23 protein-coding genes are annotated in these 24,031 nt (G+C 53.4%); 17 read left to right on the forward strand and 6 right to left on the reverse strand.

Translation table 11 applies throughout. The annotated features are described in order from the left end of the window. Positions 1 to 62: 62 nt before the first annotated feature. From malG to malE, 3 genes are all read right to left on the reverse strand, one after another. Positions 63 to 953 (reverse strand): maltose ABC transporter permease MalG, encoded by an 891-nt coding sequence (malG, locus tag FDW94_RS08305; protein WP_003826575.1) that lies wholly within the window; start codon positions 951 to 953, stop codon positions 63 to 65. Positions 954 to 967: 14 nt separating this feature from the next. Further along, positions 968 to 2,512 (reverse strand): maltose ABC transporter permease MalF, encoded by a 1,545-nt coding sequence (malF, locus tag FDW94_RS08310; protein WP_137377440.1) that lies wholly within the window; start codon positions 2,510 to 2,512, stop codon positions 968 to 970. A gap of 130 nt (positions 2,513 to 2,642) precedes the next feature. Further along, on the reverse strand, positions 2,643 to 3,833 hold the full coding sequence (gene malE / locus FDW94_RS08315; RefSeq protein WP_003031680.1) for a maltose/maltodextrin ABC transporter substrate-binding protein MalE: 1,191 nt from the start codon (positions 3,831 to 3,833) through the stop codon (positions 2,643 to 2,645). A gap of 360 nt (positions 3,834 to 4,193) precedes the next feature. Between malE and malK the strand changes: the two genes are divergently transcribed. From malK to ubiA, 5 genes are all read left to right on the forward strand, one after another. After that, positions 4,194 to 5,303 (forward strand): maltose/maltodextrin ABC transporter ATP-binding protein MalK, encoded by a 1,110-nt coding sequence (gene malK / locus FDW94_RS08325; RefSeq protein WP_008786916.1) that lies wholly within the window; start codon positions 4,194 to 4,196, stop codon positions 5,301 to 5,303. 91 nt (positions 5,304 to 5,394) lie between these two features. Continuing rightward, positions 5,395 to 6,750, forward strand: a complete 1,356-nt coding sequence (locus tag FDW94_RS08330) for a maltoporin (protein WP_038636248.1) — start codon at positions 5,395 to 5,397, stop codon at positions 6,748 to 6,750. 113 nt (positions 6,751 to 6,863) lie between these two features. Next, positions 6,864 to 7,811, forward strand: a complete 948-nt coding sequence (malM, locus tag FDW94_RS08335; protein WP_060683091.1) for a maltose operon protein MalM — start codon at positions 6,864 to 6,866, stop codon at positions 7,809 to 7,811. A 180-nt stretch (positions 7,812 to 7,991) separates the two neighbouring features. After that, entirely contained in the window at positions 7,992 to 8,489 is a 498-nt protein-coding gene (gene ubiC, locus FDW94_RS08340) for a chorismate lyase (RefSeq protein ID WP_003826587.1), read from the forward strand. A 13-nt stretch (positions 8,490 to 8,502) separates the two neighbouring features. After that, the gene (gene ubiA / locus FDW94_RS08345; protein ID WP_003826589.1) at positions 8,503 to 9,375 is read left to right on the forward strand and encodes a 4-hydroxybenzoate octaprenyltransferase; all 873 of its coding nucleotides are present in this window, start codon (positions 8,503 to 8,505) and stop codon (positions 9,373 to 9,375) included. Positions 9,376 to 9,431: 56 nt separating this feature from the next. Here ubiA and plsB read toward each other — a convergent pair whose 3' ends face one another. Then, positions 9,432 to 11,852, reverse strand: a complete 2,421-nt coding sequence (plsB, locus tag FDW94_RS08350; RefSeq protein WP_008786919.1) for a glycerol-3-phosphate 1-O-acyltransferase PlsB — start codon at positions 11,850 to 11,852, stop codon at positions 9,432 to 9,434. Between the two features lie 170 nt (positions 11,853 to 12,022). On the opposite strand from plsB, the gene FDW94_RS08355 reads away from it, so the two are divergent. The 4 genes from FDW94_RS08355 (at position 12,023) to FDW94_RS08370 (ending at position 14,906) form a co-directional block, all read left to right on the forward strand. Continuing rightward, positions 12,023 to 12,391: a diacylglycerol kinase gene (locus tag FDW94_RS08355; protein ID WP_003826594.1), complete on the forward strand. Its 369-nt coding sequence runs from the start codon at positions 12,023 to 12,025 to the stop codon at positions 12,389 to 12,391. Positions 12,392 to 12,500: 109 nt separating this feature from the next. Continuing rightward, a complete protein-coding gene (gene lexA, locus FDW94_RS08360; protein WP_003826596.1) occupies positions 12,501 to 13,109 on the forward strand; it encodes a transcriptional repressor LexA in 609 nt (202 codons plus the stop codon). Positions 13,110 to 13,240: 131 nt separating this feature from the next. Further along, complete coding sequence (gene dinF / locus FDW94_RS08365) at positions 13,241 to 14,560, forward strand: MATE family efflux transporter DinF (RefSeq protein WP_079935026.1); 1,320 nt, start codon at positions 13,241 to 13,243, stop codon at positions 14,558 to 14,560. A 136-nt stretch (positions 14,561 to 14,696) separates the two neighbouring features. Continuing rightward, positions 14,697 to 14,906: a CsbD family protein gene (locus FDW94_RS08370; RefSeq protein ID WP_003031706.1), complete on the forward strand. Its 210-nt coding sequence runs from the start codon at positions 14,697 to 14,699 to the stop codon at positions 14,904 to 14,906. A 48-nt stretch (positions 14,907 to 14,954) separates the two neighbouring features. On the opposite strand, the gene zur is transcribed toward FDW94_RS08370, so the two are convergent. Further along, on the reverse strand, positions 14,955 to 15,473 hold the full coding sequence (gene zur, locus FDW94_RS08375; RefSeq protein WP_003031709.1) for a zinc uptake transcriptional repressor Zur: 519 nt from the start codon (positions 15,471 to 15,473) through the stop codon (positions 14,955 to 14,957). A 115-nt stretch (positions 15,474 to 15,588) separates the two neighbouring features. On the opposite strand from zur, the gene FDW94_RS08380 reads away from it, so the two are divergent. The 3 genes from FDW94_RS08380 to pspG all read left to right on the forward strand — a co-directional run bounded on the left by FDW94_RS08380 (position 15,589) and on the right by pspG (position 17,559). Then, positions 15,589 to 16,077, forward strand: coding sequence for a cupin domain-containing protein (locus FDW94_RS08380; protein ID WP_003031710.1), 489 nt, complete (start codon positions 15,589 to 15,591; stop codon positions 16,075 to 16,077). A 107-nt stretch (positions 16,078 to 16,184) separates the two neighbouring features. Then, a complete protein-coding gene (gene dusA, locus FDW94_RS08385) occupies positions 16,185 to 17,183 on the forward strand; it encodes a tRNA dihydrouridine(20/20a) synthase DusA (protein WP_048215129.1) in 999 nt (332 codons plus the stop codon). Between the two features lie 133 nt (positions 17,184 to 17,316). Next, positions 17,317 to 17,559 (forward strand): envelope stress response protein PspG, encoded by a 243-nt coding sequence (pspG, locus tag FDW94_RS08390; protein ID WP_003031713.1) that lies wholly within the window; start codon positions 17,317 to 17,319, stop codon positions 17,557 to 17,559. A 179-nt stretch (positions 17,560 to 17,738) separates the two neighbouring features. On the opposite strand, the gene FDW94_RS08395 is transcribed toward pspG, so the two are convergent. Continuing rightward, positions 17,739 to 18,722, reverse strand: a complete 984-nt coding sequence (locus FDW94_RS08395; protein WP_008786924.1) for a quinone oxidoreductase — start codon at positions 18,720 to 18,722, stop codon at positions 17,739 to 17,741. Positions 18,723 to 18,786: 64 nt separating this feature from the next. Here FDW94_RS08395 and dnaB point away from each other — a divergent pair, with 64 nt between their 5' ends. The 5 genes from dnaB (at position 18,787) to FDW94_RS08420 (ending at position 24,002) form a co-directional block, all read left to right on the forward strand. Next, positions 18,787 to 20,202: a replicative DNA helicase gene (dnaB, locus tag FDW94_RS08400; protein WP_003826610.1), complete on the forward strand. Its 1,416-nt coding sequence runs from the start codon at positions 18,787 to 18,789 to the stop codon at positions 20,200 to 20,202. A 16-nt stretch (positions 20,203 to 20,218) separates the two neighbouring features. Beyond that, the gene (gene alr, locus FDW94_RS08405) at positions 20,219 to 21,298 is read left to right on the forward strand and encodes an alanine racemase (protein ID WP_137377441.1); all 1,080 of its coding nucleotides are present in this window, start codon (positions 20,219 to 20,221) and stop codon (positions 21,296 to 21,298) included. A gap of 128 nt (positions 21,299 to 21,426) precedes the next feature. Beyond that, positions 21,427 to 22,620, forward strand: coding sequence for an aromatic amino acid transaminase (gene tyrB / locus FDW94_RS08410; protein ID WP_125363338.1), 1,194 nt, complete (start codon positions 21,427 to 21,429; stop codon positions 22,618 to 22,620). 184 nt (positions 22,621 to 22,804) lie between these two features. Next, the gene (gene aphA, locus FDW94_RS08415; protein ID WP_003826615.1) at positions 22,805 to 23,518 is read left to right on the forward strand and encodes an acid phosphatase AphA; all 714 of its coding nucleotides are present in this window, start codon (positions 22,805 to 22,807) and stop codon (positions 23,516 to 23,518) included. A 127-nt stretch (positions 23,519 to 23,645) separates the two neighbouring features. Beyond that, on the forward strand, positions 23,646 to 24,002 hold the full coding sequence (locus FDW94_RS08420; RefSeq protein ID WP_008786927.1) for an MmcQ/YjbR family DNA-binding protein: 357 nt from the start codon (positions 23,646 to 23,648) through the stop codon (positions 24,000 to 24,002). Positions 24,003 to 24,031 lie beyond the last annotated feature (29 nt).

Below are 24,031 nucleotides of genomic sequence, written 5' to 3' on the forward strand. Positions count from 1 at the left end.
GATAACATAAGTTGAGGGTTGCAGTGGCATTGCCCGTTGCCGGGCAGGTACTTCGGTAAAACTTAACCTTTCACACCACCCGCGGTCAGACCGTTGACTAGCCAGCGCTGTGCCAGCAAGAACACCAGAGTGATCGGAATGGCTGAAAGTACAGCCGCGGCGGCAAAGTCGCCCCACAAATAGTTCTGTGGGTTGAGGTACTGCTGCATACCTACCGCAAGGGTATAGCTGTTCACATCACGCAGCAGCAGTGACGCGACCGGTACTTCGGTAATAGCGGCAATGAAAGACAGAATAAACACGACCGCCAGAATCGGAACGGAAAGCGGCAACAGCACCAGGCGGAATGCCTGCCACGGCGTAGCGCCATCCAGCGCGGCCGCTTCTTCCAGTGAACCGTCGATAGTTTCGAAATAGCCCTTAATCGTCCATACATGCAGCGCAATACCGCCGAGGTAGGCGAAGATCACGCCGCCGTGCGTGTTCAGGCCGATAAACGGAATGTACTGGCCCAGGCGATCAAACAAAGCATACAACGCGACCAGAGACAGCACCGCCGGGAACATCTGGAAAATCAGCATCCCTTTCAGCAGGGTTGCTTTGCCCGGGAAACGCATACGGGCAAAGGCGTAAGCACAGGTGGTGGAAAGCGTCACGATACCGATCGCGGTAATGCTGGCCACTTTCACCGAGTTCCACAGCCATAACAGTACCGGGAACGGCGGTGGCGTCACACGGCCATCCGCGTGTTCAACGCTAAAGCCCAGCGCCAGTTTCCAGTGTTCCCAGGAGATGTTTTCCGGGATCAGGCTGCCGGTGGCAAAGTTACCTTCGCGCAGCGAGATAGCGATAACCATCAGCAGCGGGAACATGATCGCCGCGATAAAAATCAGCAGCCCTAAGTGCGTTGCGAATAAACGTAACTTTTGTGATTTCGGTTGGACCATAGCCATTGTCGTTATCTCCCTTAATCAAACTTCATACGTGTGGCTTTCAGGTTCACAATCGCCAGCGCACCAACCAGCAGGAAGATCAGCGTGGCAATCGCCGCCGCCAGACCGAAGTCCTGACCACCGCCGCCTTCAAAGGCGATACGGTAGGTGTAGCTCACGAGCAGGTCGGTATAACCGGCTGGTGTGGTGGTACCAAGACGGTCCGGACCACCGTTGGTCAACAGCTGAATCAGCACGAAGTTGTTAAAGTTAAAGGCGAAGCTGGCGATCATCAGCGGCGTCAGCGGCTTAATTAGCAGCGGTAGCGTAATCTTAAAGAAGTTCTGGAACGGACCTGCGCCATCCATCGCCGAGGCTTCATATAGGTCGTCAGGAATCGCTTTCAGCAGACCCATGCACAGGATCATCATGTATGGATAACCGAGCCAGGTGTTGACGATAATAATCATCGAACGCGCGGTGGTTGGGTCGCTGAACCAGGCCGGTTTGATGCCAAACAGCGCGCTCAGCATCATGTTGATTTCACCAAAGCTCTGGTTGAATAAGCCCTTGAAAATCAGAATCGAGATAAACGACGGTACGGCATACGGAAGAATCAGCAGGACGCGGTAAATCGCTTTGCCTTTGAGAGACTCCCACTGTACGAGACAGGCCAGCACCATGCCCACGGCAACGGTCAAAATAACGGTCAGTACCGAGAAGACCACCGTCCAGACGAAGATGGCGAAGAACGGTTTCTGGATGCCTTCGTCGGTAAACACGCGGGTGAAGTTATCCCAGCCGATGGCAACGGTGTAGCCAGGGCTGAGTTTTTCGCTACCCCAGCTACCGTCAGCGTTAATCGACTGATAATAACCAATATCGTTGTTGGCGCGGTATTTTACGCCGCTCTGGCTGTTGGTGAGCGTACCGTCTTCAGCGAGCGTATAGAGTGGCTGCGTGCCGGAAAACTGGCGCAGCGAACTCATGGTAACTTTGCTTTCATCTGGCAGGATGGCGGTCAATTGGGTAAGCGCCTGGCGATTCTGCGTGATGATACGCAGCGTTGCACGTTCGCCTGCCGGCAGCGCCTCGGCTTCTTTCAGTTGCAGTTTCTGCTCGCCGCCAAATTTAAAGGCGTCAGAAAGGTAATTCTTGCCGGTTTCACCGTCGGTGAGGGCCAGTTGCCACTCATCACCCGCCGGATACAGGCCAAAGTTGTAGGTTTTCCCAGCCTGGTACGAACGATCCATCAGGACTTCCTGAGCACGTTCAAATGTCAGCTGGTTGGTACTGCTGTAGTTGGTAAAAGCAATGGCGATCGTACAAACCAGCGGAAACAGGACAAACAGCCCCATACCGGCAACGCCCGGGTAAACATAGCGCCAGGCATAGGCTTTACGGTTAGCGAAAATATACAGGCCAGCAGAGCTTAAAATCAGCGTCATGATGGCAAACAGGTACTCCCCCTGAGCGTACATCAAAACAACAAGGTAACCGACCAGCAGCCCAAGCAGACCCATCACTGACCATTTCAGCGTGTCGCTTTGCCACCAGTGTTTCTTTTTAATGACATCCATGGGGTTCAATCCTCAACAACAATGAAAACCTGTTGGTCAGCGTGCCTGATGGCGCTGCGCTTATCAGGCCTACAGGGTATGTAGGCCGGATAAGGCATTTATGCCGCCATCCGGCACGTTCACAACTGCATTACTTGGTGATACGACCCTGCGCGTCTTTCAGTGCGGCATCGACGGTCTGACGGCCGCTGGCTGCGTTGATCACTGCGGTACGAACGGCATACCAGAATGCGGACATCTGTGGGATGTTCGGCATGATTTCGCCTTTCTGGGCGTTATCCATGGTGGCGGCGATACGTGGGTCTTTCGCTAACTGATCCTGGAAGGATTTCAGCGCAACGGCGCCCAGCGGTTTGTCCTTGTTCACTTCATCCAGACCCTGATCGGTCAGCAGGTAGTTTTCGAGGAACTCTTTCGCCAGTTCTTTGTTCGGGCTGGCGGCGTTGATACCGGCGCTCAGAACGCCAACAAACGGTTTAGACGCTTTGCCTTTGAAGGTTGGCAGCAGCGTGACGCCGTAGTTGATTTTGCTCTTATCGATGTTGGACCACGCCCACGGACCGTTGATGGTCATCGCGGTATCGCCTTTGTTAAAGGCCGCTTCGGCGATGGAGTAATCAGTATCCGCGTTCATGTGTTTGTTCTTGATCAGATCAACCAGGAAGGTCAGACCCGCTTTCGCGCCAGCGTTATCCACGCCCACGTCTTTCACATCGTACTTACCGTTCTCAAACTTGAACGCGTAACCACCGTCGGCGGCAATCAGCGGCCAGGTGAAGTACGGTTCTTGCAGGTTAAACATCAGCGCGGATTTACCTTTCGCCTTCAGCTCTTTATCCAGTGCAGGAATTTCTTCCCAGGTTTTCGGTGGATTTGGAACGAGGTCTTTGTTGTAAATCAGCGACAGCGCTTCAACCGCGATCGGGTAGGCAATCAGTTTGCCGTTATAGCGTACGGCATCCCAGGTGAACGGATAGAGCTTGTCCTGGAACGCTTTGTCAGGCGTGATTTCAGCCAGCAGGCCAGACTGAGCGTAGCCGCCAAAACGGTCATGTGCCCAGAAGATGATGTCCGGGCCGTCGCCGGTCGCGGCAACCTGCGGGAATTTCTCTTCCAGTTTGTCAGGGTGCTCAATAGTGACTTTGATCCCGGTGTCTTTCTCGAATTTTTTGCCCACTTCAGCGAGGCCGTTATAGCCTTTGTCGCCGTTAATCCAGATAACCAGCTTACCTTCTTCAATCTTGGCGAGAGCCGAGGCGGAAAACATCATCGTCGTTAATGCAGACAATGCGAGGATGCGTGCGCCAGTTTTGATTTTCATAGTTCCCATCCTGTTTGGTGATTTTGCAGAGGTGGCTTAACGGTTACTAGTTTCTTTATACGACAACCTCTTTCCATCCTCCTTACCCCTACGCCCCACCCGCTCTTTATGTGATCTGTGTTACATAAATGTGAGTATTGCGTACTGGCGCACATAAAAACCCACCGATTTTTGCAAGCTGCATCACGAAATTCCTCTGAGGCTGGTGGCCCGGGTCTCAGACGCTGCTCTCTCATCCTCCCGCCTCCTCCCCCATAAAAAAGCCGGGGGGTGGAGGATTCACGCAGTCAAGGGATCGCGCATAGTCAGCCCATCATGAATGTTGCTGTCGATGACAGGTTGTAACGAAGGGAGAAGGGCATGGCGAGCGTACAGCTACGAAATGTAACGAAAGCCTGGGGTGACGTGGTGGTATCGAAAGATATCAATCTCGACATTCACGAAGGGGAATTCGTGGTGTTTGTCGGACCGTCAGGCTGCGGTAAGTCGACCTTGCTGCGTATGATCGCCGGACTTGAAACCATCACCAGTGGTGACCTGTTTATCGGGGAGACCCGGATGAACGACATTCCGCCCGCCGAACGCGGTGTGGGCATGGTCTTTCAGTCCTACGCGTTGTATCCCCATTTGTCTGTCGCGGAGAACATGTCGTTCGGCCTCAAACTGGCCGGGGCGAAAAAAGAGGTGATGAACCAGCGTGTGAATCAGGTTGCGGAAGTTCTGCAACTGGCGCACCTGCTGGAGCGTAAACCGAAAGCGCTTTCCGGCGGACAACGTCAGCGTGTGGCGATTGGCCGTACGCTGGTCGCCGAACCGCGCGTATTCCTGCTGGACGAACCACTGTCGAACCTCGACGCTGCTCTGCGCGTGCAGATGCGTATTGAAATCTCCCGCCTGCATAAACGTCTCGGCCGCACGATGATTTACGTCACCCACGATCAGGTCGAAGCGATGACGCTGGCCGACAAAATTGTGGTGCTGGATGCCGGTCGCGTCGCGCAGGTTGGTAAGCCTCTGGAACTGTATCACTACCCGGCTGACCGCTTTGTCGCGGGCTTTATCGGTTCGCCAAAAATGAACTTCCTGCCGGTGAAAGTTACCGCAACGGCGATTGATCAGGTGCAGGTTGAATTACCAAACCGCCAGCAAGTCTGGCTCCCGGTAGACAGCCATGCGGTACAGGTTGGCGCCAACATGTCTTTAGGTATCCGCCCGGAACATCTGCTGCCCAGCGATATCGCCGATGTCACCCTCGAAGGTGAAGTGCAGGTGGTCGAACAGCTTGGTCACGAAACACAAATTCATATCCAGATCCCCGCCATCCGTCAAAACCTGGTTTACCGCCAGAACGACGTGGTGTTGGTAGAAGAGGGTGCCACATTCGCTATCGGCCTGCCGCCAGAGCGTTGCCATCTGTTCCGTGAAGATGGCACTGCATGTCGTCGGTTGCACCAGGAGCCAGGCGTTTAAGGTCCCCATAAAAAAACGAAACGCAAAACCATTCGCAGTTTTAGAAGGTGGCAGCGTTTAAAGAAAAGCAATGATCTCAGGAGATAGAACGATGATTACTCTGCGCAAACTTCCTCTGGCGGTTGCTGTGGCAGCAGGCATTATGTCTGTTCAGGCAATGGCTGTGGATTTCCATGGTTATGCTCGTTCCGGTATCGGCTGGACGGGTAGTGGCGGCGAACAACAATGTTTCCAGGCAACAGGTGCACAAAGTAAATACCGTCTTGGTAACGAATGTGAAACCTACGCTGAAATTAAATTAGGCCAGGAAGTGTGGAAAGAAGGCGATAAGAGCTTCTACTTCGACACCAACGTCGCCTACTCCGTAGCACAGCAGAATGACTGGGAAGGGACTGACCCGGCCTTCCGTGAAGCCAACGTGCAGGGTAAAAACCTGATTGAATGGCTGCCAGGCTCTACTATCTGGGCCGGTAAGCGCTTCTACCAACGTCATGACGTGCACATGATCGACTTCTACTACTGGGATATTTCAGGTCCTGGTGCCGGTATTGAAAACATCGATCTGGGCTTCGGTAAACTGTCTCTGGCCGCGAGCCGTTCTCAGGAAGCAGGTGGTTCATACGCGTTCAGCAGCCAGAATATCTATGATCGTACCAAAGACACCGCTAACGACGTATTCGACGTTCGTTTAGCGCAATTGGCAACAAACACTGATGGTATGTTGGAACTGGGTGTTGACTACGGTCGTGCGAATACGACAGATGATTACAGCCTGGCAGACGGCGCATCAAAAGATGGCTGGATGTTCACCGCTGAACATACCCAGAGCATGCTGAAGGGCTACAACAAGTTTGTTGTGCAGTACGCGACAGACTCCATGACCACGCAGGGTAAAGGTCTGAACCAGGGTTCTTATGGTTCTTCTTCCTTCACCATTACTAACCCAGACGGTAGTAAAACCAATTACGCCAATAACGTGATTAATAACAACGGTAGCCTGGTTCGTATTCTCGACCACGGTGCCATCTCCCTGGGCGACAAGTGGGACCTGATGTACGTCGGTATGTACCAGAACCTCGATATGGATAACGATCTGGGTACTGAATGGTACACCGTCGGTATTCGCCCGATGTACAAATGGACGCCAATCATGAGCACCCTGATGGAAGTCGGCTACGACAACGTCAAATCTCAGCAGACTGGCGATCGCAACAGCCAGTACAAAATCACCCTCGCGCAACAGTGGCAGGCTGGCGACAGCATCTGGTCCCGCCCGGCAATTCGTGTCTTCGCAACCTATGCCAAGTGGGATGAGGAGTGGGGCTACGTCAAAAATGGTAACGACGTAACCAAATATGCAGCTGCAACGAACTCTGGTATCAGCACCACCAGCCGTGGTGACAGCGATGAGTGGTCCTTCGGTGCTCAGATGGAAATCTGGTGGTAATTCAGCACTAACCTGACGTAAAGACCGAAAGAGGGGCGCAAGCCCCTCTTGATTACGGTTTAGCGCGCTATTGCCTGGCCACCGCTGAACCCATGCTATCTGAGGTGATAACAATGAAAATGAAGAAAAGTCTCGTTGCCCTTTGTTTATCTGCAGGGTTATTTGCCAGCGCGCCTGGCATCAGCCTGGCCGATGTAAATATTGTTCCGCAGAACACTACCGCGGCCCCAACCATTCCCACTGCGGCGCTGCAACAGTTAACCTGGACGCCCGTTGATCAATCCAAAACTCAGTCCACGCAGCTTGCCAATGCAGGTCAGCGTTTAGATGTTGCTGGTATTACTGGCCCGGTCGCGGCCTATAGCGTACCGGCGAACATTGGCGAACTGACCCTGACGCTGTCCAGTGAAGTCAACAAACAAACCAGCGTATTTGCGCCAAACGTCTTAATTCTTGACCAAAACATGACGCCATCTGCGTTCTTTCCCAGCAGCTATTTCACCTACCAGGAGCCCGGCGTGATGAGTGCCGATCGTCTGGAAGGCGTAATGCGTCTGACGCCAGCGCTGGGCCAGCAAAAACTGTATGTTCTGGTCTTTACCACAGATAAAGATCTCCAGCAGACCACGACCCTGCTCGACCCGGCGAAAGCTTATGCCAAGGGCGTCGGTAACGCTGTTCCCGATATTCCGGACCCGATCGCCCGCCACACCACCGATGGTCTGTTGAAATTAAAAGTCAAAACCAGCTCGTCCTCCAGTGTGTTGGTGGGGCCGCTGTTCGGTTCTTCCGGCCCTGGCCCTGTCACTGTCGGCAATACCGCAGCGCCTGCAGTGACTTATGCGGCTCCGGCAGCAGCCGTTGCCGCTCCAGCGCCGCAGCCGGTGAAGAAAAGTGAGCCGATGCTGAACGACACGGAAAGCTATTTTAATCAGGCGATTAAGGATGCAGTTGCAAAAGGCGATGTTGATAAAGCGCTGAAGCTGCTTGATGAAGCGGAACGTCTGGGATCCAAATCTGCCCGATCCACCTTTATCAGCAGTGTAAAAGGCAAGGGGTAAACATCTCCCCACATTGTTGATTTTGCAACAACTGGTGCGTCTCCTGGCGCACCTTTTTTTATCCTTCGGTGCTAATTGTTACACTTATGTTGCCCTACCGATCACTTAATCGTGTTTGCTCACCCCGTAATGCCTTTTCTGCGATACAATGCCTTTAGGTTATAAATCGGAGAGTAAGGCATGCCACACCCTGCGTTAACGCAACTGCGTGCGCTGCGTTATTTTGATGCGATCCCGGCGCTGGACGCCCAACTGCTCGACTGGTTGTTACTGGAAGATTCCATGACCAAACGTTTTGAGCAGCAGGGGAAAAAGGTCACCGTAACGTTGATTCGCGAAGAATTCGTTGGGCAAAATGAGGTGGCTGAAGAACTGACGCTGCTGCCTAAAGAGTCTCGTTATTGGTTACGTGAAATCCTGTTATGCGCGGATGGTGAACCCTGGCTTGCCGGACGGACTGTGGTGCCTGAGTCAACCTTGTGCGGCCCTGAACTGGCCTTACAGAATCTGGGGAAAACCCCGCTCGGACGCTACCTGTTTACGTCATCGACATTGACCCGAGATTTTATTGAGATTGGCCGCGATGCAGCACTGTGGGGGCGTCGTTCCCGCCTGCGGCTGAGCGGTAAGCCACTGATGCTTACCGAGCTTTTTCTGCCTGCGTCGCCGTTGTACTGAGAGGAAGATAAAGATGGAGTGGAGTCTGACGCAGAATAAGCTGCTGGCGTTTCACCGCTTGATGCGTACGGATAAGCCAATCGGCGCCTTACTGCTGCTCTGGCCTACGCTGTGGGCTCTGTGGGTGGCGACCCCAGGCATGCCGCAACTGTGGATCCTGGCGGTTTTTGTCGCTGGCGTTTGGTTAATGCGCGCCGCCGGATGCGTGGTGAATGATTATGCCGACAGGAAATTTGACGGGCACGTCAAACGCACCGCGAATCGACCGCTGCCGAGCGGGGCTGTCACCGAGAAAGAAGCCCGAACGCTGTTTGTGGTACTGGTGCTGCTGGCCTTCCTGCTGGTTTTGACCCTCAACACGATGACCATTTTGTTGTCCGTTGCGGCATTAGCATTAGCGTGGGTTTACCCGTTTATGAAGCGCTATACGCATCTACCGCAGGTGGTGCTGGGGGCGGCGTTTGGCTGGTCGATCCCGATGGCGTTCGCCGCCGTGAGTGAATCCGTACCGCTGAGTTGCTGGCTGATGTTCCTTGCGAATATTCTCTGGGCGGTGGCCTATGATACGCAGTACGCCATGGTTGACCGGGATGATGACCTGAAGATCGGCATTAAATCGACCGCGATCCTGTTCGGTCAGAACGACAAGCTGATTATTGGTATTTTGCAGGTAGGCGTGCTGGTGCTGATGGCGCTGGTGGGCTGGTTAAACGGGTTGGGACTGGGCTATTACTGGTCTCTGTTGGTGGCGGGCGCGCTGTTTGTCTATCAGCAGAAACTGATCGTTAACCGTGAACGTGATGCCTGCTTTAAAGCGTTTATGAACAATAACTACGTCGGCCTGGTGCTGTTCTTAGGCCTGGCAATGAGCTACTGGCATTTTTGATTTTGGCTTAGCCTGCAAAATAAAAAAACCGGTCATTCCGACCGGTTTTTTTATGCTTACTCGCCCTGAGTGGCGCTCTCGATGGTCAGACGCACATCTGACGTGACCAGTTCGGCCAGCATCTGATAGATCTTCATCGTCTCTTCCGGTTCGGCATCTCCGGTATCGCTGATGAATCCCTCGTCACGCAGCGTCAGCACCAGAGAGCTGAACACGGCTTTATCGAAGAATTCCGGCGCGTTAATGCCGTGCAGCACTGAGAGGCGTTGCGCCACGGTGCGGCTTTCTTTCTCCAGCGTGCCACGGTTGATGGACGGGTTCGCGCTCAGCAGCCAGAAGGTAATGGCGTAGCGCTGCAACGTCTCGCGAGCACCTGCGGCCAGCAGCTGTAGCGTGCGGGAGCGGGCTGGATTGATATGCAGTTCGTCATCGGTCAGGGTGATGAGTCCCTGGCGCTGCATTTCGCTGGCCAGTTCGTCAATCACCCCGGCAAGCTCATCACGCTCCCAGCGTAAGAACAGCTCCGCTTTTAACATCGGGTACAGCGCATCAATATGCTGCTGCAACGCGGCGCGTGAAATACGACGATGCTGAGTCACAATGGCTGCCATCAACGAAGGCAGAACCAGCATATGCGCAATGTTATTGCGGTAGTAAGTCATCAAGACCGCCTGCTCGCGCGGCAGAATAATGATGTCACCGATAGTGTCTTTCTCGACCTCAAACTTGTTCATCTGCAAGGCGTGGTCGATCAGTTCACTGGCGCTCTGTGCCGGCACCGTCGAATCCGCAGCATACGGCACGTTGCGCAGCAGGCTCAGGTAGCAGTCGAGTTGTTCGGTCAACTGTTCACGGGTCAGAGAGCGCTGGCGAGATGCCAGTAAAGCAGTACAGCACAGGTTCATGGCGTTGGCCGCGCCTGCGTTGTTAATGCGCACCATCAAATCGGCGGCAATGTTATTCACCGTCGGCGTCAGCCAGGCCGGGCGGATAGACTCGATAGGGTCGATAGATTCACGCCACTCCGGCACATGCTGGTTGAGGTAAGTCATCAATGGCATTGGTTCACCAAAGTTGACGTAGCCCTGACCCAGGTTACGCAGCTTGCTTAATCCACGCAGCATTTGCGGCAGGCTTTCTTTCTCTTTCGTCGCGCCACGCAGCTCTTTTGCGTAGGTGCCCACTTCCATTACGTGCTCATAGCCGATGTAAATAGGAACGAGGGTAATCGGACGTGTACCGCCGCGCAGCATCGCCTGAATAGTCATCGACAGCGTGCCGGTTTTCGGGTCGAGCAGACGACCGGTACGTGAACGGCCCCCTTCGACAAAGTACTCAACCGAGTAGCCGCGGCTGAACAGCTCGCCCAGGTATTCGCGGAAGACGGTGGAATAGAGCTTGTTGCCCTTGAAGGTACGACGAATAAAGAACGCGCCAAGACGGCGGAAAATCGGACCCGCTGGCCAGAAGTTCAGGTTGATACCGGCTGCGATGTGCGGCGGCACCAGACCCTGATGGTACAGAACGTACGACAGTAGCATATAGTCCATATGGCTGCGGTGGCACGGAACGTAAACGATTTCATGCCCATCGTGCGCCAACTGGCGTACACGTTCAGCATTGTGAACGTTAATCCCCTGATACAGACGGTTCCAGGTAAAGCCCAGAATACGGTCCGTCAGACGAATCATTTCGTAGGAGAAGTTGGCGGCAATCTCTTCCATCAGCGCAATGGCATTTTGCTGCGCTTTTTCGTGGGAGATTTTTTTACTGCGCGCTTCATCTTCTACCGCACGAGCGATCGCTTTTGAAGCTAACAGCTTATTAAACAGATCCTGGCGGGCAGGGAGGCGCGGGCCGACAGCGGCCAGGCGCTGGCGAGCAAAGTGCATACGCGCCACGCGTGCCAGCTTCTGAGCGATGATCTTATCCGTACCGTGTTCATCCGCCATACGGCGCAGAGAAACCGACGGGGAGAAGCGGACAAAACTGTCGCGACCCAGCCAGGACACCGCAAAGAATTTCTGTACGCCGTTTAGCATACGTAACGGCGGATTGACCTCGCCTTTTTCACGCCCTGGCGCACGGCCAAACATCACCGAAACTGGCACCATCTGCACATCCAGATCCGGATTGCTTCGATGCAAGTCGAGATAGTTGTGGAACAGCTTGATGGACTCTTCTTTCGGCGTGTAATAGGTGAATACACGCGGACCGCCGTGAATAAACACGTAGCGCGGTAACAGCGTTCCGTCTATCTCTAGTGGTTCCAGGGGATCGGGGAGGTCGTGCACCAGACATTGGGCACGCAGCGTCAGCAAGTCTGCTTTCGAATTGTACGGTAGGACGTACATAATGGGACGCGAAGTATCGAGTCCCAATTCCGGAGCAGGTTCTGCTGGAATAGACTTGCTTTTTACCAGGACGCTTAATGGTAAATTCAGTAATTTGTAGTAAATTCGTGGCCAGCCGGACATAAACGATGTAAAGCCTCTGGTTAATAATGCAAATGCGCTGCAAGGATATCAGAAAGTTTAGTGAATTTCTGTGGTATCCGGTCATACTTCGCGCTGCTTTGCCACACCCTGAACAAACGGGGTAACGTTACAATGACATTGACGCTAATAATGTAAAAAGGTTCTTTTTGATGGCCAATAATACCACTGGATTCACCCGAATTATCAAAGCTGCAGGTTATTCCTGGAAAGGTTTTCGCGCCGCATGGATTAATGAGGCGGCATTCCGTCAGGAAAGTGTTGCCGTCCTGCTGGGCGTCGCCATCGCCTGCTGGCTGGATGTTGATGCAATTACCCGCGTGTTGTTGATCGGTTCTGTGATGCTGGTGATGATCGTTGAAATCCTCAACAGTGCGATTGAAGCGGTAGTTGATCGTATTGGTTCTGAGTACCACGAACTTTCCGGTCGGGCGAAAGATATGGGGTCGGCTGCGGTATTGCTGTCTATTTTTGTCGCTCTAATCACCTGGGGCATCCTGTTGTGGTCGCATTTGCGATAAGGCTTCCACAACTGCATAAATCTCCTGTTTTTTGTGCAGTTTGCGGTTCCAAATTCGCCTTTAGCTGTATATACTCACAGCATAACTGTATATACACCCAGGGGGCGGAATGAAAGCGTTAACGGCCAGGCAACAAGAGGTGTTTGATCTCATTAGAGATCACATCAGCCAGACAGGTATGCCACCGACGCGTGCGGAGATCGCGCAGCGTTTGGGGTTCCGTTCCCCAAACGCAGCTGAAGAACACCTGAAAGCGCTGGCGCGTAAAGGTGTGCTGGAAATTGTATCCGGCGCATCGCGCGGTATTCGACTGTTGCAGGAAGAAGAAGAAGGGTTGCCGCTTGTGGGGCGCGTGGCAGCCGGTGAGCCACTTCTGGCGCAGCAGCACATCGAAGGCCACTATCAGGTCGATCCTTCACTGTTCAAACCGAACGCCGATTTTCTGCTGCGCGTTAGCGGTATGTCGATGAAAGATATCGGGATTATGGACGGTGATTTACTCGCTGTGCATAAAACCCAGGACGTGCGTAACGGCCAGGTTGTTGTTGCCCGTATTGATGATGAAGTCACGGTTAAGCGGCTGAAAAAGCAGGGAAATAAGGTTGAACTCCTGCCAGAAAACAGCGAATTCAAACCTATCGTTGTCGACCTGCGCGAACAAAACTTCACTATTGAAGGGCTGGCAGTAGGCGTCATCCGTAACGGTGAATGGCTGTAATTTTCTGTTGAATCCCTGTAGGCCGGAAAAGACGATGACGTCGCCATCCGGCAACGTGCCCGGTAGCGCTGCGCTTGCCGGGCCTGCATCACATTATCCAGTACGTCTAACTTCTTCTCAGGCCCTCCTGTATGCCTTTCTTTACCTCTTCTGATAAAGCACTCTGGCACCTCGCCTTACCCATGATCTTCTCCAATATCACCGTTCCCCTGCTGGGACTGGTGGATACCGCGGTGATTGGTCATCTGGATAGTCCGGTCTATCTTGGCGGTGTTGCGGTTGGTGCTACGGCAACCAGTTTTCTTTTTATGCTGCTGCTTTTTTTGCGCATGAGCACCACCGGTCTTACCGCCCAGGCATTTGGTGCGAAAAATCCGCAGGCGCTGGCGCGCGCACTGGTGCAGCCGCTCATGCTGGCGCTGGGAGCGGGGTTGCTTATCGCACTGTTTCGTACGCCGATTATCGATCTGGCTCTGCACATTGTTGGCGGAAGTGAAGCGGTACTGGAGCAGGCCCGACGTTTCCTCGAAATTCGCTGGTTAAGCGCACCCGCCTCGCTGGCGAATCTGGTGCTACTCGGCTGGCTGCTTGGCGTTCAGTATGCGCGTGCGCCGGTTATCTTGTTGATTGTCGGCAATATTCTCAACATTGTGCTCGATATATGGCTGGTGATGGGCCTGCATATGAACGTGCAGGGTGCGGCACTGGCAACGGTGATTGCTGAATATGCCACCTTGCTGATCGGCCTGATGATGGTGCGCAAAGTCCTGCATATGCGCGGAATTTCGCTGGCAATGCTGAAGCAGGCGTGGCGTGGCAACTTCCGCCGTTTGTTGGCACTTAACCGTGACATCATGTTGCGCTCGCTGCTGCTGCAGCTCTGTTTTGGCGCTATCACGGTGCTGGGTGCGCGTCTGGGAGGCGATATCATTGCGGTTAATGCCGTTCTGATGACCCTGCTAACCTTTACCGCCTACGCGCTGGATGGATTTGCCTATGCCGTGGAAGCGCATTCGGGCCAGGCCTATGGGGCGCGAGATGGTAGCCAGTTGCTGGACGTCTGGCGGGCGGCCTGCCGACAGTCCGGTATTGTGGCTATTTTGTTTTCGTTGGTTTATGCCCTGTTTGGCGAGCAGATTGTTGCGCTGCTGACCTCGCTGCCGCAGATCCAACAGCTGGCCGATCGCTATCTTTTCTGGCAGGTGGTGTTACCGCTGGTGGGTGTCTGGTGTTATCTGCTCGACGGAATGTTTATTGGCGCGACGCGCGCGGCAGAAATGCGCAACAGTATGGCCGTTGCAGCCACAGGATTCGCATTAACGCTGCTGACTTTGCCGTGGCTGGGAAATCATGGCTTGTGGTTGGCGTTAACCGTTTTCCTGGCGTTGCGCGGGCTTTCACTGGCCTTTATCTGGCGACGTCACTGGCGTAATGGAACCTGGTTTGCCTAAGCGGGATGGTTAAAAATTCCGAATAGTAAATAAAACCCAGAATCACTGACTACACTTATTCTCACGTCCAGCAAAAACAGCATGTGTCTGGACATGGCACTCTCGCTATTCACAACCTAACGATGAGGACTTGATGATGAATAAAGACGAAGTCGGCGGCAACTGGAAGCAGTTTAAAGGTAAAGTGAAAGAGCAATGGGGCAAACTGACCGATGATGATATGACGGTCATTGAAGGTAAACGTGACCAACTGGTCGGTAAAGTCCAGGAGCGTTACGGTTACGCGAAAGATCAGGCGGAGAAAGAAGTTAACGATTGGGAAAAACGTAATGATTACCGCTGGTAATTAACCCTTCCCTCCTGAGAGTACAAGGATGTACGCTCTCCCGCTTACCTAGCGCCCAACTTTCTTCTTCACCTGAATCGTATGGTCATGCTGGCACTCGCCAGGATGGCGGCAAGATTCAACTTCCACACAGGCCGGACACAGCCCGTGGGCTTCAATAACGTTATGCCGCAGTGCAAAGCCCATTTTTGCCGCCAGCGTATGCATAATGTCTTCCACGCCTTCCGCACACTCTTCTTTTACCACGCCACAGCGGTCGCAAATGAACATTGCGGAACTGTGGGTTGGCTGATCGAACAGATGACAAAGCACATAGCTGTTGGTGGATTCCACCTTGTGCACGAAACCTTGTTCCAGCAGAAAATCGAGCGCACGATATACGGTAGGTGGTTTAGCCTGTGGCTCAGTTTCCCGCAACAGGTCGAGCAGGTCATAGGCGCTGATCGCACCTTCCTGCAGGCTCATCAGGCGCAGTACTTCGAGGCGTTGTGGCGTAAGCCGCACGTTGCGTTGCGCGCAGAGTTTTTCAGCTTGAGCCAATAACTCTTGCGTAGTGGTTTTGTCCATTTGGCGCCTCGATTTGCGTGGAAGGTTAATCCCTTACTTTAACATGTTCTGCTTAAAACGCCGAGATCCACCGTGGTGTGCTATACCTGACGCATCGCAATACTGGAAAATAACCATGAAAAGACCCGATTGTATTCGCCACTGGCGTGAGGTTGAGGGGGCTGATGACTCCACTTATCCTGACAGCGATGAGCTATTTGCTATTGGTGCGCCGCTTGCCCGCAAGTTGGGGTTAGGACGACTCGGTATTCATCATGAACGCCTGCCGCCGGGTCGGCGCACGTCGTACCCGCACGCTGAAAGCGATGAAGAAGAATTTATCTACGTGCTGGAAGGTTATCCTGAGGCCTGGATTAACGGGTATTTATGGAAGCTGGAACCGGGCGACAGCGTCGGTTTCCCGGCAGGTACAGGCGTGTGCCATACCTTTATCAATAACACCAGTGAAGAGGTGCGCCTGTTAGTCGTGGGTGAGGCGAACAAAAAATACAACCGCATTTATTATCCGCTTAACCCGGTCTACGCCGCTACACGTGAGGATCGCTGGGTCGACCATCCGCCACAGTTTTTTGGATCTCACGACGGAAAACCGGGGCGTAAATAGCTTTTGTTTAGGGTCAGGGGGAGTGAGCCGCGAGGATGTGGCTCACTATCGTAACGGTCTATGCTATAGTAGCGCCCCTTTTTTAACCGGATGCTTGAATATTCGCTATGCTGCCTGAATCTCAGTCTACCGCTTTTCCCGCTCATCGTTTTTCTATCGCGCCGATGCTCGACTGGACGGACAGACACTGCCGCTACTTTTTGCGCTTACTGTCCAGCCAGACGCTGCTCTATACGGAGATGGTAACCACTGGGGCAATCATTCATGGTAAAGGCGATTATCTGGCGTATAGCGAAGAAGAACATCCGGTCGCATTGCAACTGGGCGGGAGCGATCCTGCGGCGCTGGCGCAGTGTGCTAAGCTCGCTGAACAGCGGGGCTACGACGAAATTAACCTCAACGTGGGTTGTCCTTCCGACCGCGTACAGAATGGCATGTTTGGCGCCTGCCTGATGGGGAATGCGCAACTGGTCGCCGATTGCGTCAAAGCAATGCGCGACGTGGTGTCAATTCCGGTAACGGTGAAAACTCGTATCGGCATTGATGACCAGGACAGCTACGAATTCCTCTGCGATTTCATCAACACGGTATCTGGCAAAGGCGAATGTGAGATGTTTATCATTCACGCCCGCAAGGCCTGGCTGTCCGGGTTAAGCCCGAAAGAAAACCGCGAAATTCCACCGCTGGATTATGACCGTGTTTATCAGTTGAAGCGTGATTTTCCGCATCTGACGATGTCGATCAACGGCGGCATTAAATCGTTGGAAGAAGCGAAAATTCATCTTCAACATATGGATGGCGTGATGGTGGGGCGTGAGGCGTATCAAAACCCAGGCATTCTGGCGTCCGTTGACCGCGAGATTTTTGCAGCTACCACCAAAGATTCCGATCCAGTCGCCGTGGTGCGTGCCATGTACCCGTATATTGAGCGTGAACTGAGTAAGGGAACCTATTTGGGACATGTGACACGCCATATGTTGGGGCTGTTTCAGGGTATTCCCGGTGCGCGCCAGTGGCGTCGTTACCTGAGCGAGAATGCACATAAAGCCGGGGCAGATATTAACGTTCTGGAGCACGCGCTGAAGCTGGTGGCAGACAAGCGTTAAGTTTTCACCAAAAGTTAGTTAATTTCACCACGCCCTGCGCTTTGTCGCGGGGCGTTTTCTTTATAAATCAACGCATTATTTTTGGCATGTTTCTTGTAAAGCAATGGAGAGAATTTCATTTCGGGAGAGAGCCATGCTGGAACTACTTTTTGTGATTGGATTTTTTATCATGCTGATGGTCACCGGCGTATCTTTGCTGGGCGTTCTGGCCGCATTGGTCGTAGCCACCGCCGTGATGTTTCTGGGCGGACTATTTGCCTTGATGATTAAACTGTTGCCCTGGCTGCTACTGGCTGTTGCTGTGGTGTGGGTGATCAAGGCGATAAAAGCGCCAAAAGTCCCACAGTATCAGCGCAATAACCGCCGGTTTTACTAAGGTATTGAGCGGTACGTCACAACCTGCAACATTGCCTTTAGAACCAAATAGGAATTGATTATCAAATCTGTCACTATTGCCAGGTTAACGAATTCATCGAGCTGTACCCTACATACAGCCGAACTAAAAAAAGAAAGGGCTTCCTGCGGGAAGCCCTAATTCTTTCTTTCCCCGTCATCTTAAGGAATTAGCAAACTCGATCCCTGCGTGGCACGGCTTTCCAGTACTTCATGAGCACGCTGTGCATCGTGCAGTGCGAACGTTTGACCAGGCGCGACATCCACTTTGATCACTCCGCTGGCAATCAGCGAGAAAAGCTCATTGCTGGCTTCGGTTAATTCGCGGTGATTGGTGATGTAACCCTGTAGAGAAGGACGGGTCACGTAGAGCGAACCTTTCTGGTTCAGAATGCCTAAGTTCACGCCGGTCACCGGCCCTGAAGCATTACCAAAGCTGACCATTAGTCCCCGGCGCTGCAAACAATCCAGCGAGGCTTCCCATGTATCTTTCCCCACCGAGTCATACACCACCCGCACTTTTTTACCGCCAGTTACCTCTTTCACTCGCTCAACAATGCTCTCTTCACGATAGTTAATGACCTGCCATGCACCAGCCTGCAGTGCAATTTGCGCTTTTTGCGCACTGCCGACGGTACCAATCAGCTTCGCACCCAATGCTTTTGCCCACTGGCAGGCAATCATGCCGACGCCGCCCGCAGCCGCATGGAACAAAAACGGCTCATCAGGTTGAATTTCATAGGTTTTACGTAACAGATAAAAAACGGTTAGCCCTTTAAGAAACGAGGCGGCAGCTTGTTCAAACGAGATAGCGTTAGGCAGGATGGCGGCTTTATCGGCCGGAACGTTATGCACTGAGCTGTAGGCGCCAAGCGCAGACTGGGCGTACACCACGCGATCGCCAGCTTTAATGTGTGTCACTTTGCTGCCAACTTTGCTGACTACGCCGGCGGCTTCGGTACCCAGCCCGCTGGGCAGGGAAGGCGGTGGATAAAGACCACTGCGGATGTAGGTGTCGATATAGTTGATCCCAATCGCTTTGTTCTCGACCTGGATTTCGTTTTCCGCCGGGTCTACGGGCGTAAACTCCACCGCCTTGAGTACATCAGGGCCACCATGCTTGTGAAATTCAATACGTGTTGCCATGCTTCCTCCAAAAGAAATGTGGTAATCTTTCGACCCAATCATTATCTCGGTAACTCCATTCACTATGGCAGGAAATAAACCCTTCAACAAACAACAGACTGATGCTCGTGAGCGCGATCCCCAGGTCGCCGGGCTGAAAGTACCGCCGCACTCGATTGAAGCGGAACAGTCGGTGTTGGGCGGTTTAATGCTGGATAACGAACGCTGGGACGATGTCGCCGAGCGTGTGGTGGCGGAAGATTTTTATACCCGTCCGCACCGGCATATCTTCACGGAAATGCATCGCCTGCAGGAGATGGGAAAACCCATCGATCTGATCACGCTGGCTGAGTCGCTGGAAGTTCAGGGACAACTGGACAGCGTCGGCGGTTTTGCTTACCTGGCTGAGTTGTCTAAAAACACGCCAAGTGCGGCGAACATTAGCGCTTATGCGGATATCGTCCGCGAACGCGCCGTTGTTCGTGACATGATTTCAGTTGCAAACGAAATCGCGGAAGCCGGTTTTGATCCGCAAGGACGCTCCAGTGAAGATCTGTTGGACCTTGCAGAATCCCGTGTCTTTAAAATCGCGGAAAGCCGCGCTAATAAAGACGAAGGCCCGAAAAATATTACTGACGTGCTCGACGCCACCGTCGCGCGTATCGAGCAGCTGTTCCAGCAACCGCACGACGGCGTCACCGGGGTGAACACCGGTTATGACGACCTCAATAAAAAGACGGCTGGTTTGCAGCCGTCAGACTTAATTATCGTCGCCGCGCGTCCGTCGATGGGTAAAACGACATTTGCAATGAACCTCGTCGAAAATGCGGCGATGTTGCAGGATAAGCCGGTTCTTATCTTTAGTCTTGAAATGCCCTCAGAACAGATCATGATGCGTTCCCTGGCCTCGCTCTCACGCGTAGACCAAACTAAAATCCGTACCGGTCAACTGGATGATGAAGACTGGGCGCGAATTTCCGGAACAATGGGGATTTTGCTGGAGAAACGAAACATCTATATTGATGACTCCTCCGGCCTGACGCCTACGGAAGTGCGCTCGCGTGCCCGTCGTATCGCCCGTGAACATGGCGGTATCGGACTTATCATGATCGACTACCTGCAACTGATGCGCGTACCGTCGCTCTCCGACAACCGTACGCTGGAAATTGCAGAAATCTCCCGCTCGCTGAAAGCGTTAGCGAAAGAACTGCATGTGCCGGTGGTGGCGCTGTCGCAGCTTAACCGCTCTCTGGAACAACGTGCCGACAAGCGTCCGGTCAACTCGGATCTGCGTGAGTCTGGCTCCATCGAGCAGGATGCCGACTTAATCATGTTTATCTATCGTGATGAGGTTTATCACGAAAACAGCGACCTGAAAGGGATCGCAGAAATCATTATTGGTAAGCAACGTAACGGCCCGATCGGTACGGTGCGCCTGACGTTTAACGGTCAGTGGTCGCGATTCGACAACTATGCCGGTCCTCAATATGACGATGAGTAATTTCTAAGGAATACAAATGCAAGCGGCAACTGTAGTCATTAACCGCCGCGCTCTGCGACACAACCTGCAACGTCTGCGTGAACTGGCTCCAGCCAGCAAACTGGTTGCGGTCGTGAAAGCGAACGCCTACGGCCATGGTCTGTTAGAGACCGCGCGAACGCTCCCCGATGCGGACGCTTTTGGTGTCGCTCGTCTTGAAGAAGCCCTGCACTTGCGAGCGGGAGGGATCACGCAGCCCATCCTGCTGCTGGAGGGATTTTTTGATGCCTCCGATCTGCCGACTATTTCCGCGCAGCGCCTGCATACTGCCGTCCACAACCAGGAGCAGCTCGAAGCCCTGGAAGCCGCTAAACTGGCTGAACCCGTTACCGTCTGGATGAAGCTCGATACCGGTATGCATCGCCTGGGCGTACGCCCTGAGCAGGCCGAAGCGTTTTATCAGCGCTTAACACAGTGTGAAAACGTGCGCCAGCCGGTCAATATCGTCAGCCACTTTGCTCGTGCGGATGAGCCTGAGTGTGGCGCGACCGAAAAACAGCTCGATATCTTCAACAGTTTTTGTGAAGGCAAACCGGGGCAGCGTTCGATTGCCGCGTCGGGTGGTATTTTGCTGTGGCCGCAGTCTCACTTCGACTGGGCGCGTCCGGGGCTGATTCTGTATGGCGTATCGCCACTGGAAAATCACTCCATCGGCGCTGATTTTGGCTGCCAGCCGGTAATGTCGCTGACCTCAAGCCTGATTGCGGTGCGTGAGCACAAAGCGGGCGAGCCGGTTGGTTATGGTGGAACCTGGCTGAGTGAGCGCGACACGCGTCTTGGCGTGGTAGCGATGGGCTATGGCGATGGTTATCCGCGCGCAGCGCCTTCGGGGACGCCGGTACTGGTCAATGGCCGTGAAGTGCCGATCGTCGGTCGCGTCGCGATGGATATGATCTGCGTCGATTTAGGCCCCGAAGCGCAGGATAAAGCCGGCGATTCGGTGATTCTGTGGGGCGAGGGCTTGCCCGTTGAACGCATTGCTGAAATGACGAAAGTAAGTGCTTACGAACTTATTACGCGCCTGACCTCAAGGGTAGCGATGAAGTATATCGATTAGCAGCATGATGTGCCGGACAGGTGGTTACGCCGCCTTCCGGCAATATTCCTCTCAACATCCTCTCGATCTTCTCCCACTTCCGGTTTATTGTGTTCGTAACCCCTGCCTGTAAACCCGGAGAACCACACGTGTTTCAAAAAGTTGACGCCTACGCCGGCGACCCGATCTTATCGCTCATGGAGCGCTTCAAAGAAGATTCACGTAGCGACAAAGTGAATCTCAGCATCGGCCTGTATTACAACGAAGACGGCATTATTCCTCAGCTTAAAGCTGTGGCGGAAGCGGAAGCCCGCCTCAATGCCAAACCGCATGGCGCTTCGCTGTATCTGCCGATGGAAGGTCTGAACACGTATCGTCATACTATTGCGCCGCTGCTATTTGGCGCAGAACATCCGGTTCTCCAGCAGCAGCGCGTCGCAACCATTCAGACGCTGGGCGGCTCTGGTGCGTTAAAGGTTGGCGCAGACTTCCTGAAACGTTATTTCCCTGATTCTGGCGTGTGGGTCAGCGATCCGACCTGGGAAAACCATATTGCGATTTTTGAAGGTGCCGGATTCGAAGTAAGCACTTACCCATGGTATGACGACACGACCAACGGTGTGCGTTTCAACGACCTGCTGGCAACGCTGAATACCCTACCGGCGCGCAGCATCGTGCTGCTACATCCGTGCTGCCATAACCCGACAGGGGCGGATTTAACGCCTGCGCAGTGGGATAGTGTTATTGAGATCCTGAAAGCACGCGATCTGATTCCGTTCCTGGACATTGCTTACCAGGGCTTTGGTGGTGGAATGGAAGACGATGCCTATGCGATTCGCGCCATTGCCAGCGCCGGATTGCCTGCTCTGGTCAGTAACTCATTCTCGAAGATTTTCTCCTTATACGGCGAGCGTGTCGGCGGACTGTCAGTGGTATGTGAAGACGCTGAAGCCGCTAGCCGCGTGCTGGGGCAGCTAAAAGCGACGGTGCGTCGGAACTACTCCAGCCCGCCAAACTTTGGTGCGCAGGTAGTTGCCGCGGTACTGGGTGATGACGCGCTGAAAGCCAGTTGGCTGGCGGAAGTTGAAGAGATGCGTACCCGCATTCTGGCGATGCGCCAGGAGTTGGTTAACGTATTGAATACGGAGATCCCAGGCCGTAACTTTGACTACCTGCTGCAACAGCGCGGGATGTTCAGCTATACCGGGCTTAGCGCAGCCCAGGTTGATCGTCTGCGCGATGAGTTCGGTGTATACCTGATCGCCAGCGGTCGCATGTGCGTGGCCGGGTTGAATCACGGTAACGTGCAGCGCGTGGCGAAGGCATTTGCCGCCGTCATGTAACCGACTTTGCAGGCCTGATAAGCGTCGCGCCATCAGGCCTGTTTTCCAATGTGATCGTGCTCCTTTTCCAGGACAAAACCAGAGAAAATCCTTCCTTTCCCTCCCCCTAAGGGGTAAGGTCAGATAGTTTTTTGACCAGTTGTTAATAAAAAAATGATAACTAACTGACTACTTAGGGAAAAATATGCGCAAGTTTACGTTGGCACTGAGTGCCGTTTGTTTATTGTTCACGCTAAATCAGCCAGCCCAGGCGTTAGTTTCCTCTCCCTCTCAGCTTAATCCTGGCACCAACGTTGCAAAACTCGCTGAGCAGGCACCCATTCACTGGGTCTCCGTGGCACAAATTGAAAACAGTCTGACCGGACGTCCACCGATGGCCGTCGGGTTTGATATTGATGACACCGTCCTCTTTTCCAGCCCTGGCTTCTGGCGCGGTAAAAAAACGTATTCTCCGGACAGTGAGGATTACCTGAAGAATCCGGCCTTCTGGGAAAAAATGAACAATGGCTGGGACGAGTTTAGTATTCCAAAAGAAGTCGCGCGCCAACTGATTGATATGCACGTGCGTCGCGGTGACAGCATCTTTTTCGTGACCGGGCGTAGCCAGACGAAGACTGAAACGGTGTCGAAAACGTTGTCTGATAACTTTCACATCCCAGCTGGAAATATGAATCCGGTCATTTTTGCCGGCGACAAGCCGGGTCAGAACACCAAAACGCAGTGGCTGCAGGATAAAAATATCCGCATGTTCTACGGTGACTCCGATAATGACATCACTGCCGCTCGCGACGTGGGTATTCGCGGTATTCGCATTTTGCGCGCCTCTAACTCCACTTATAAGCCGCTGCCACAGGCCGGTGCGTTTGGTGAAGAGGTGATCGTCAACTCGGAATATTGAGGACGCTGGCTGCGGATTGCTGTTTTTTTAAACAAATTTACATTGCTGGCTTTTACCTTTTGCGGACTTGCTGCACACTGAATAAAAGATGTTCTCATGAGGCAATATGCTGGTAAGGGGAATAAAGATGACGAATTCGGAGTTGCTGCAATACTGCATGGCAAAAACGGGCGCGGAGCAGAGCGTTCACAGTGACTGGAAGGCCACGCAAATCAAAGTCGAAGATGTGCTTTTTGCCATGGTAAAAGAGGTGGAAGAACGCCCGGCGGTGTCTCTGAAAACCAGCCCTGAACTGGCAGAACTGTTACGCCAGCAGCATAGCGATGTTCGGCCAAGCAGGCATCTCAATAAGGCGCACTGGAGTACGGTGTATCTGGACGGCTCGCTGCCGGATTCACAGATTTATTATCTGGTCGACGCCTCTTATCAGCAGGCTGTGAACACGTTGCCGGAAGATAAACGCCGGATACTGACGCAGCCCTGATCCGTTTCGCCGGATGCGGCGCAAGCGCC

The organism is Citrobacter sp. wls757 (assembly GCF_005280935.1).
GTDB classification, from domain to species: Bacteria; Pseudomonadota; Gammaproteobacteria; order Enterobacterales; family Enterobacteriaceae; genus Citrobacter; species Citrobacter portucalensis.

Excerpts from the sequence above, each read along its gene's own strand:
- malG (WP_003826575.1), bottom strand. The coding sequence starts at position 953 with ATGGCTATGGTCCAACCGAAATCACAAAAGTTACGTTTATTCGCAACG.
- malF (WP_137377440.1), bottom strand. The coding sequence starts at position 2,512 with ATGGATGTCATTAAAAAGAAACACTGGTGGCAAAGCGACACGCTGAAA.
- malE (WP_003031680.1), bottom strand. The coding sequence starts at position 3,833 with ATGAAAATCAAAACTGGCGCACGCATCCTCGCATTGTCTGCATTAACG.
- malK (WP_008786916.1), top strand. The coding sequence starts at position 4,194 with ATGGCGAGCGTACAGCTACGAAATGTAACGAAAGCCTGGGGTGACGTG.
- FDW94_RS08330 (WP_038636248.1), top strand. The coding sequence starts at position 5,395 with ATGATTACTCTGCGCAAACTTCCTCTGGCGGTTGCTGTGGCAGCAGGC.
- malM (WP_060683091.1), top strand. The coding sequence starts at position 6,864 with ATGAAAATGAAGAAAAGTCTCGTTGCCCTTTGTTTATCTGCAGGGTTA.
- ubiC (WP_003826587.1), top strand. The coding sequence starts at position 7,992 with ATGCCACACCCTGCGTTAACGCAACTGCGTGCGCTGCGTTATTTTGAT.
- ubiA (WP_003826589.1), top strand. The coding sequence starts at position 8,503 with ATGGAGTGGAGTCTGACGCAGAATAAGCTGCTGGCGTTTCACCGCTTG.
- plsB (WP_008786919.1), bottom strand. The coding sequence starts at position 11,852 with ATGTCCGGCTGGCCACGAATTTACTACAAATTACTGAATTTACCATTA.
- FDW94_RS08355 (WP_003826594.1), top strand. The coding sequence starts at position 12,023 with ATGGCCAATAATACCACTGGATTCACCCGAATTATCAAAGCTGCAGGT.
- lexA (WP_003826596.1), top strand. The coding sequence starts at position 12,501 with ATGAAAGCGTTAACGGCCAGGCAACAAGAGGTGTTTGATCTCATTAGA.
- dinF (WP_079935026.1), top strand. The coding sequence starts at position 13,241 with ATGCCTTTCTTTACCTCTTCTGATAAAGCACTCTGGCACCTCGCCTTA.
- FDW94_RS08370 (WP_003031706.1), top strand. The coding sequence starts at position 14,697 with ATGAATAAAGACGAAGTCGGCGGCAACTGGAAGCAGTTTAAAGGTAAA.
- zur (WP_003031709.1), bottom strand. The coding sequence starts at position 15,473 with ATGGACAAAACCACTACGCAAGAGTTATTGGCTCAAGCTGAAAAACTC.
- FDW94_RS08380 (WP_003031710.1), top strand. The coding sequence starts at position 15,589 with ATGAAAAGACCCGATTGTATTCGCCACTGGCGTGAGGTTGAGGGGGCT.
- dusA (WP_048215129.1), top strand. The coding sequence starts at position 16,185 with ATGCTGCCTGAATCTCAGTCTACCGCTTTTCCCGCTCATCGTTTTTCT.
- pspG (WP_003031713.1), top strand. The coding sequence starts at position 17,317 with ATGCTGGAACTACTTTTTGTGATTGGATTTTTTATCATGCTGATGGTC.
- FDW94_RS08395 (WP_008786924.1), bottom strand. The coding sequence starts at position 18,722 with ATGGCAACACGTATTGAATTTCACAAGCATGGTGGCCCTGATGTACTC.
- dnaB (WP_003826610.1), top strand. The coding sequence starts at position 18,787 with ATGGCAGGAAATAAACCCTTCAACAAACAACAGACTGATGCTCGTGAG.
- alr (WP_137377441.1), top strand. The coding sequence starts at position 20,219 with ATGCAAGCGGCAACTGTAGTCATTAACCGCCGCGCTCTGCGACACAAC.
- aphA (WP_003826615.1), top strand. The coding sequence starts at position 22,805 with ATGCGCAAGTTTACGTTGGCACTGAGTGCCGTTTGTTTATTGTTCACG.
- FDW94_RS08420 (WP_008786927.1), top strand. The coding sequence starts at position 23,646 with ATGACGAATTCGGAGTTGCTGCAATACTGCATGGCAAAAACGGGCGCG.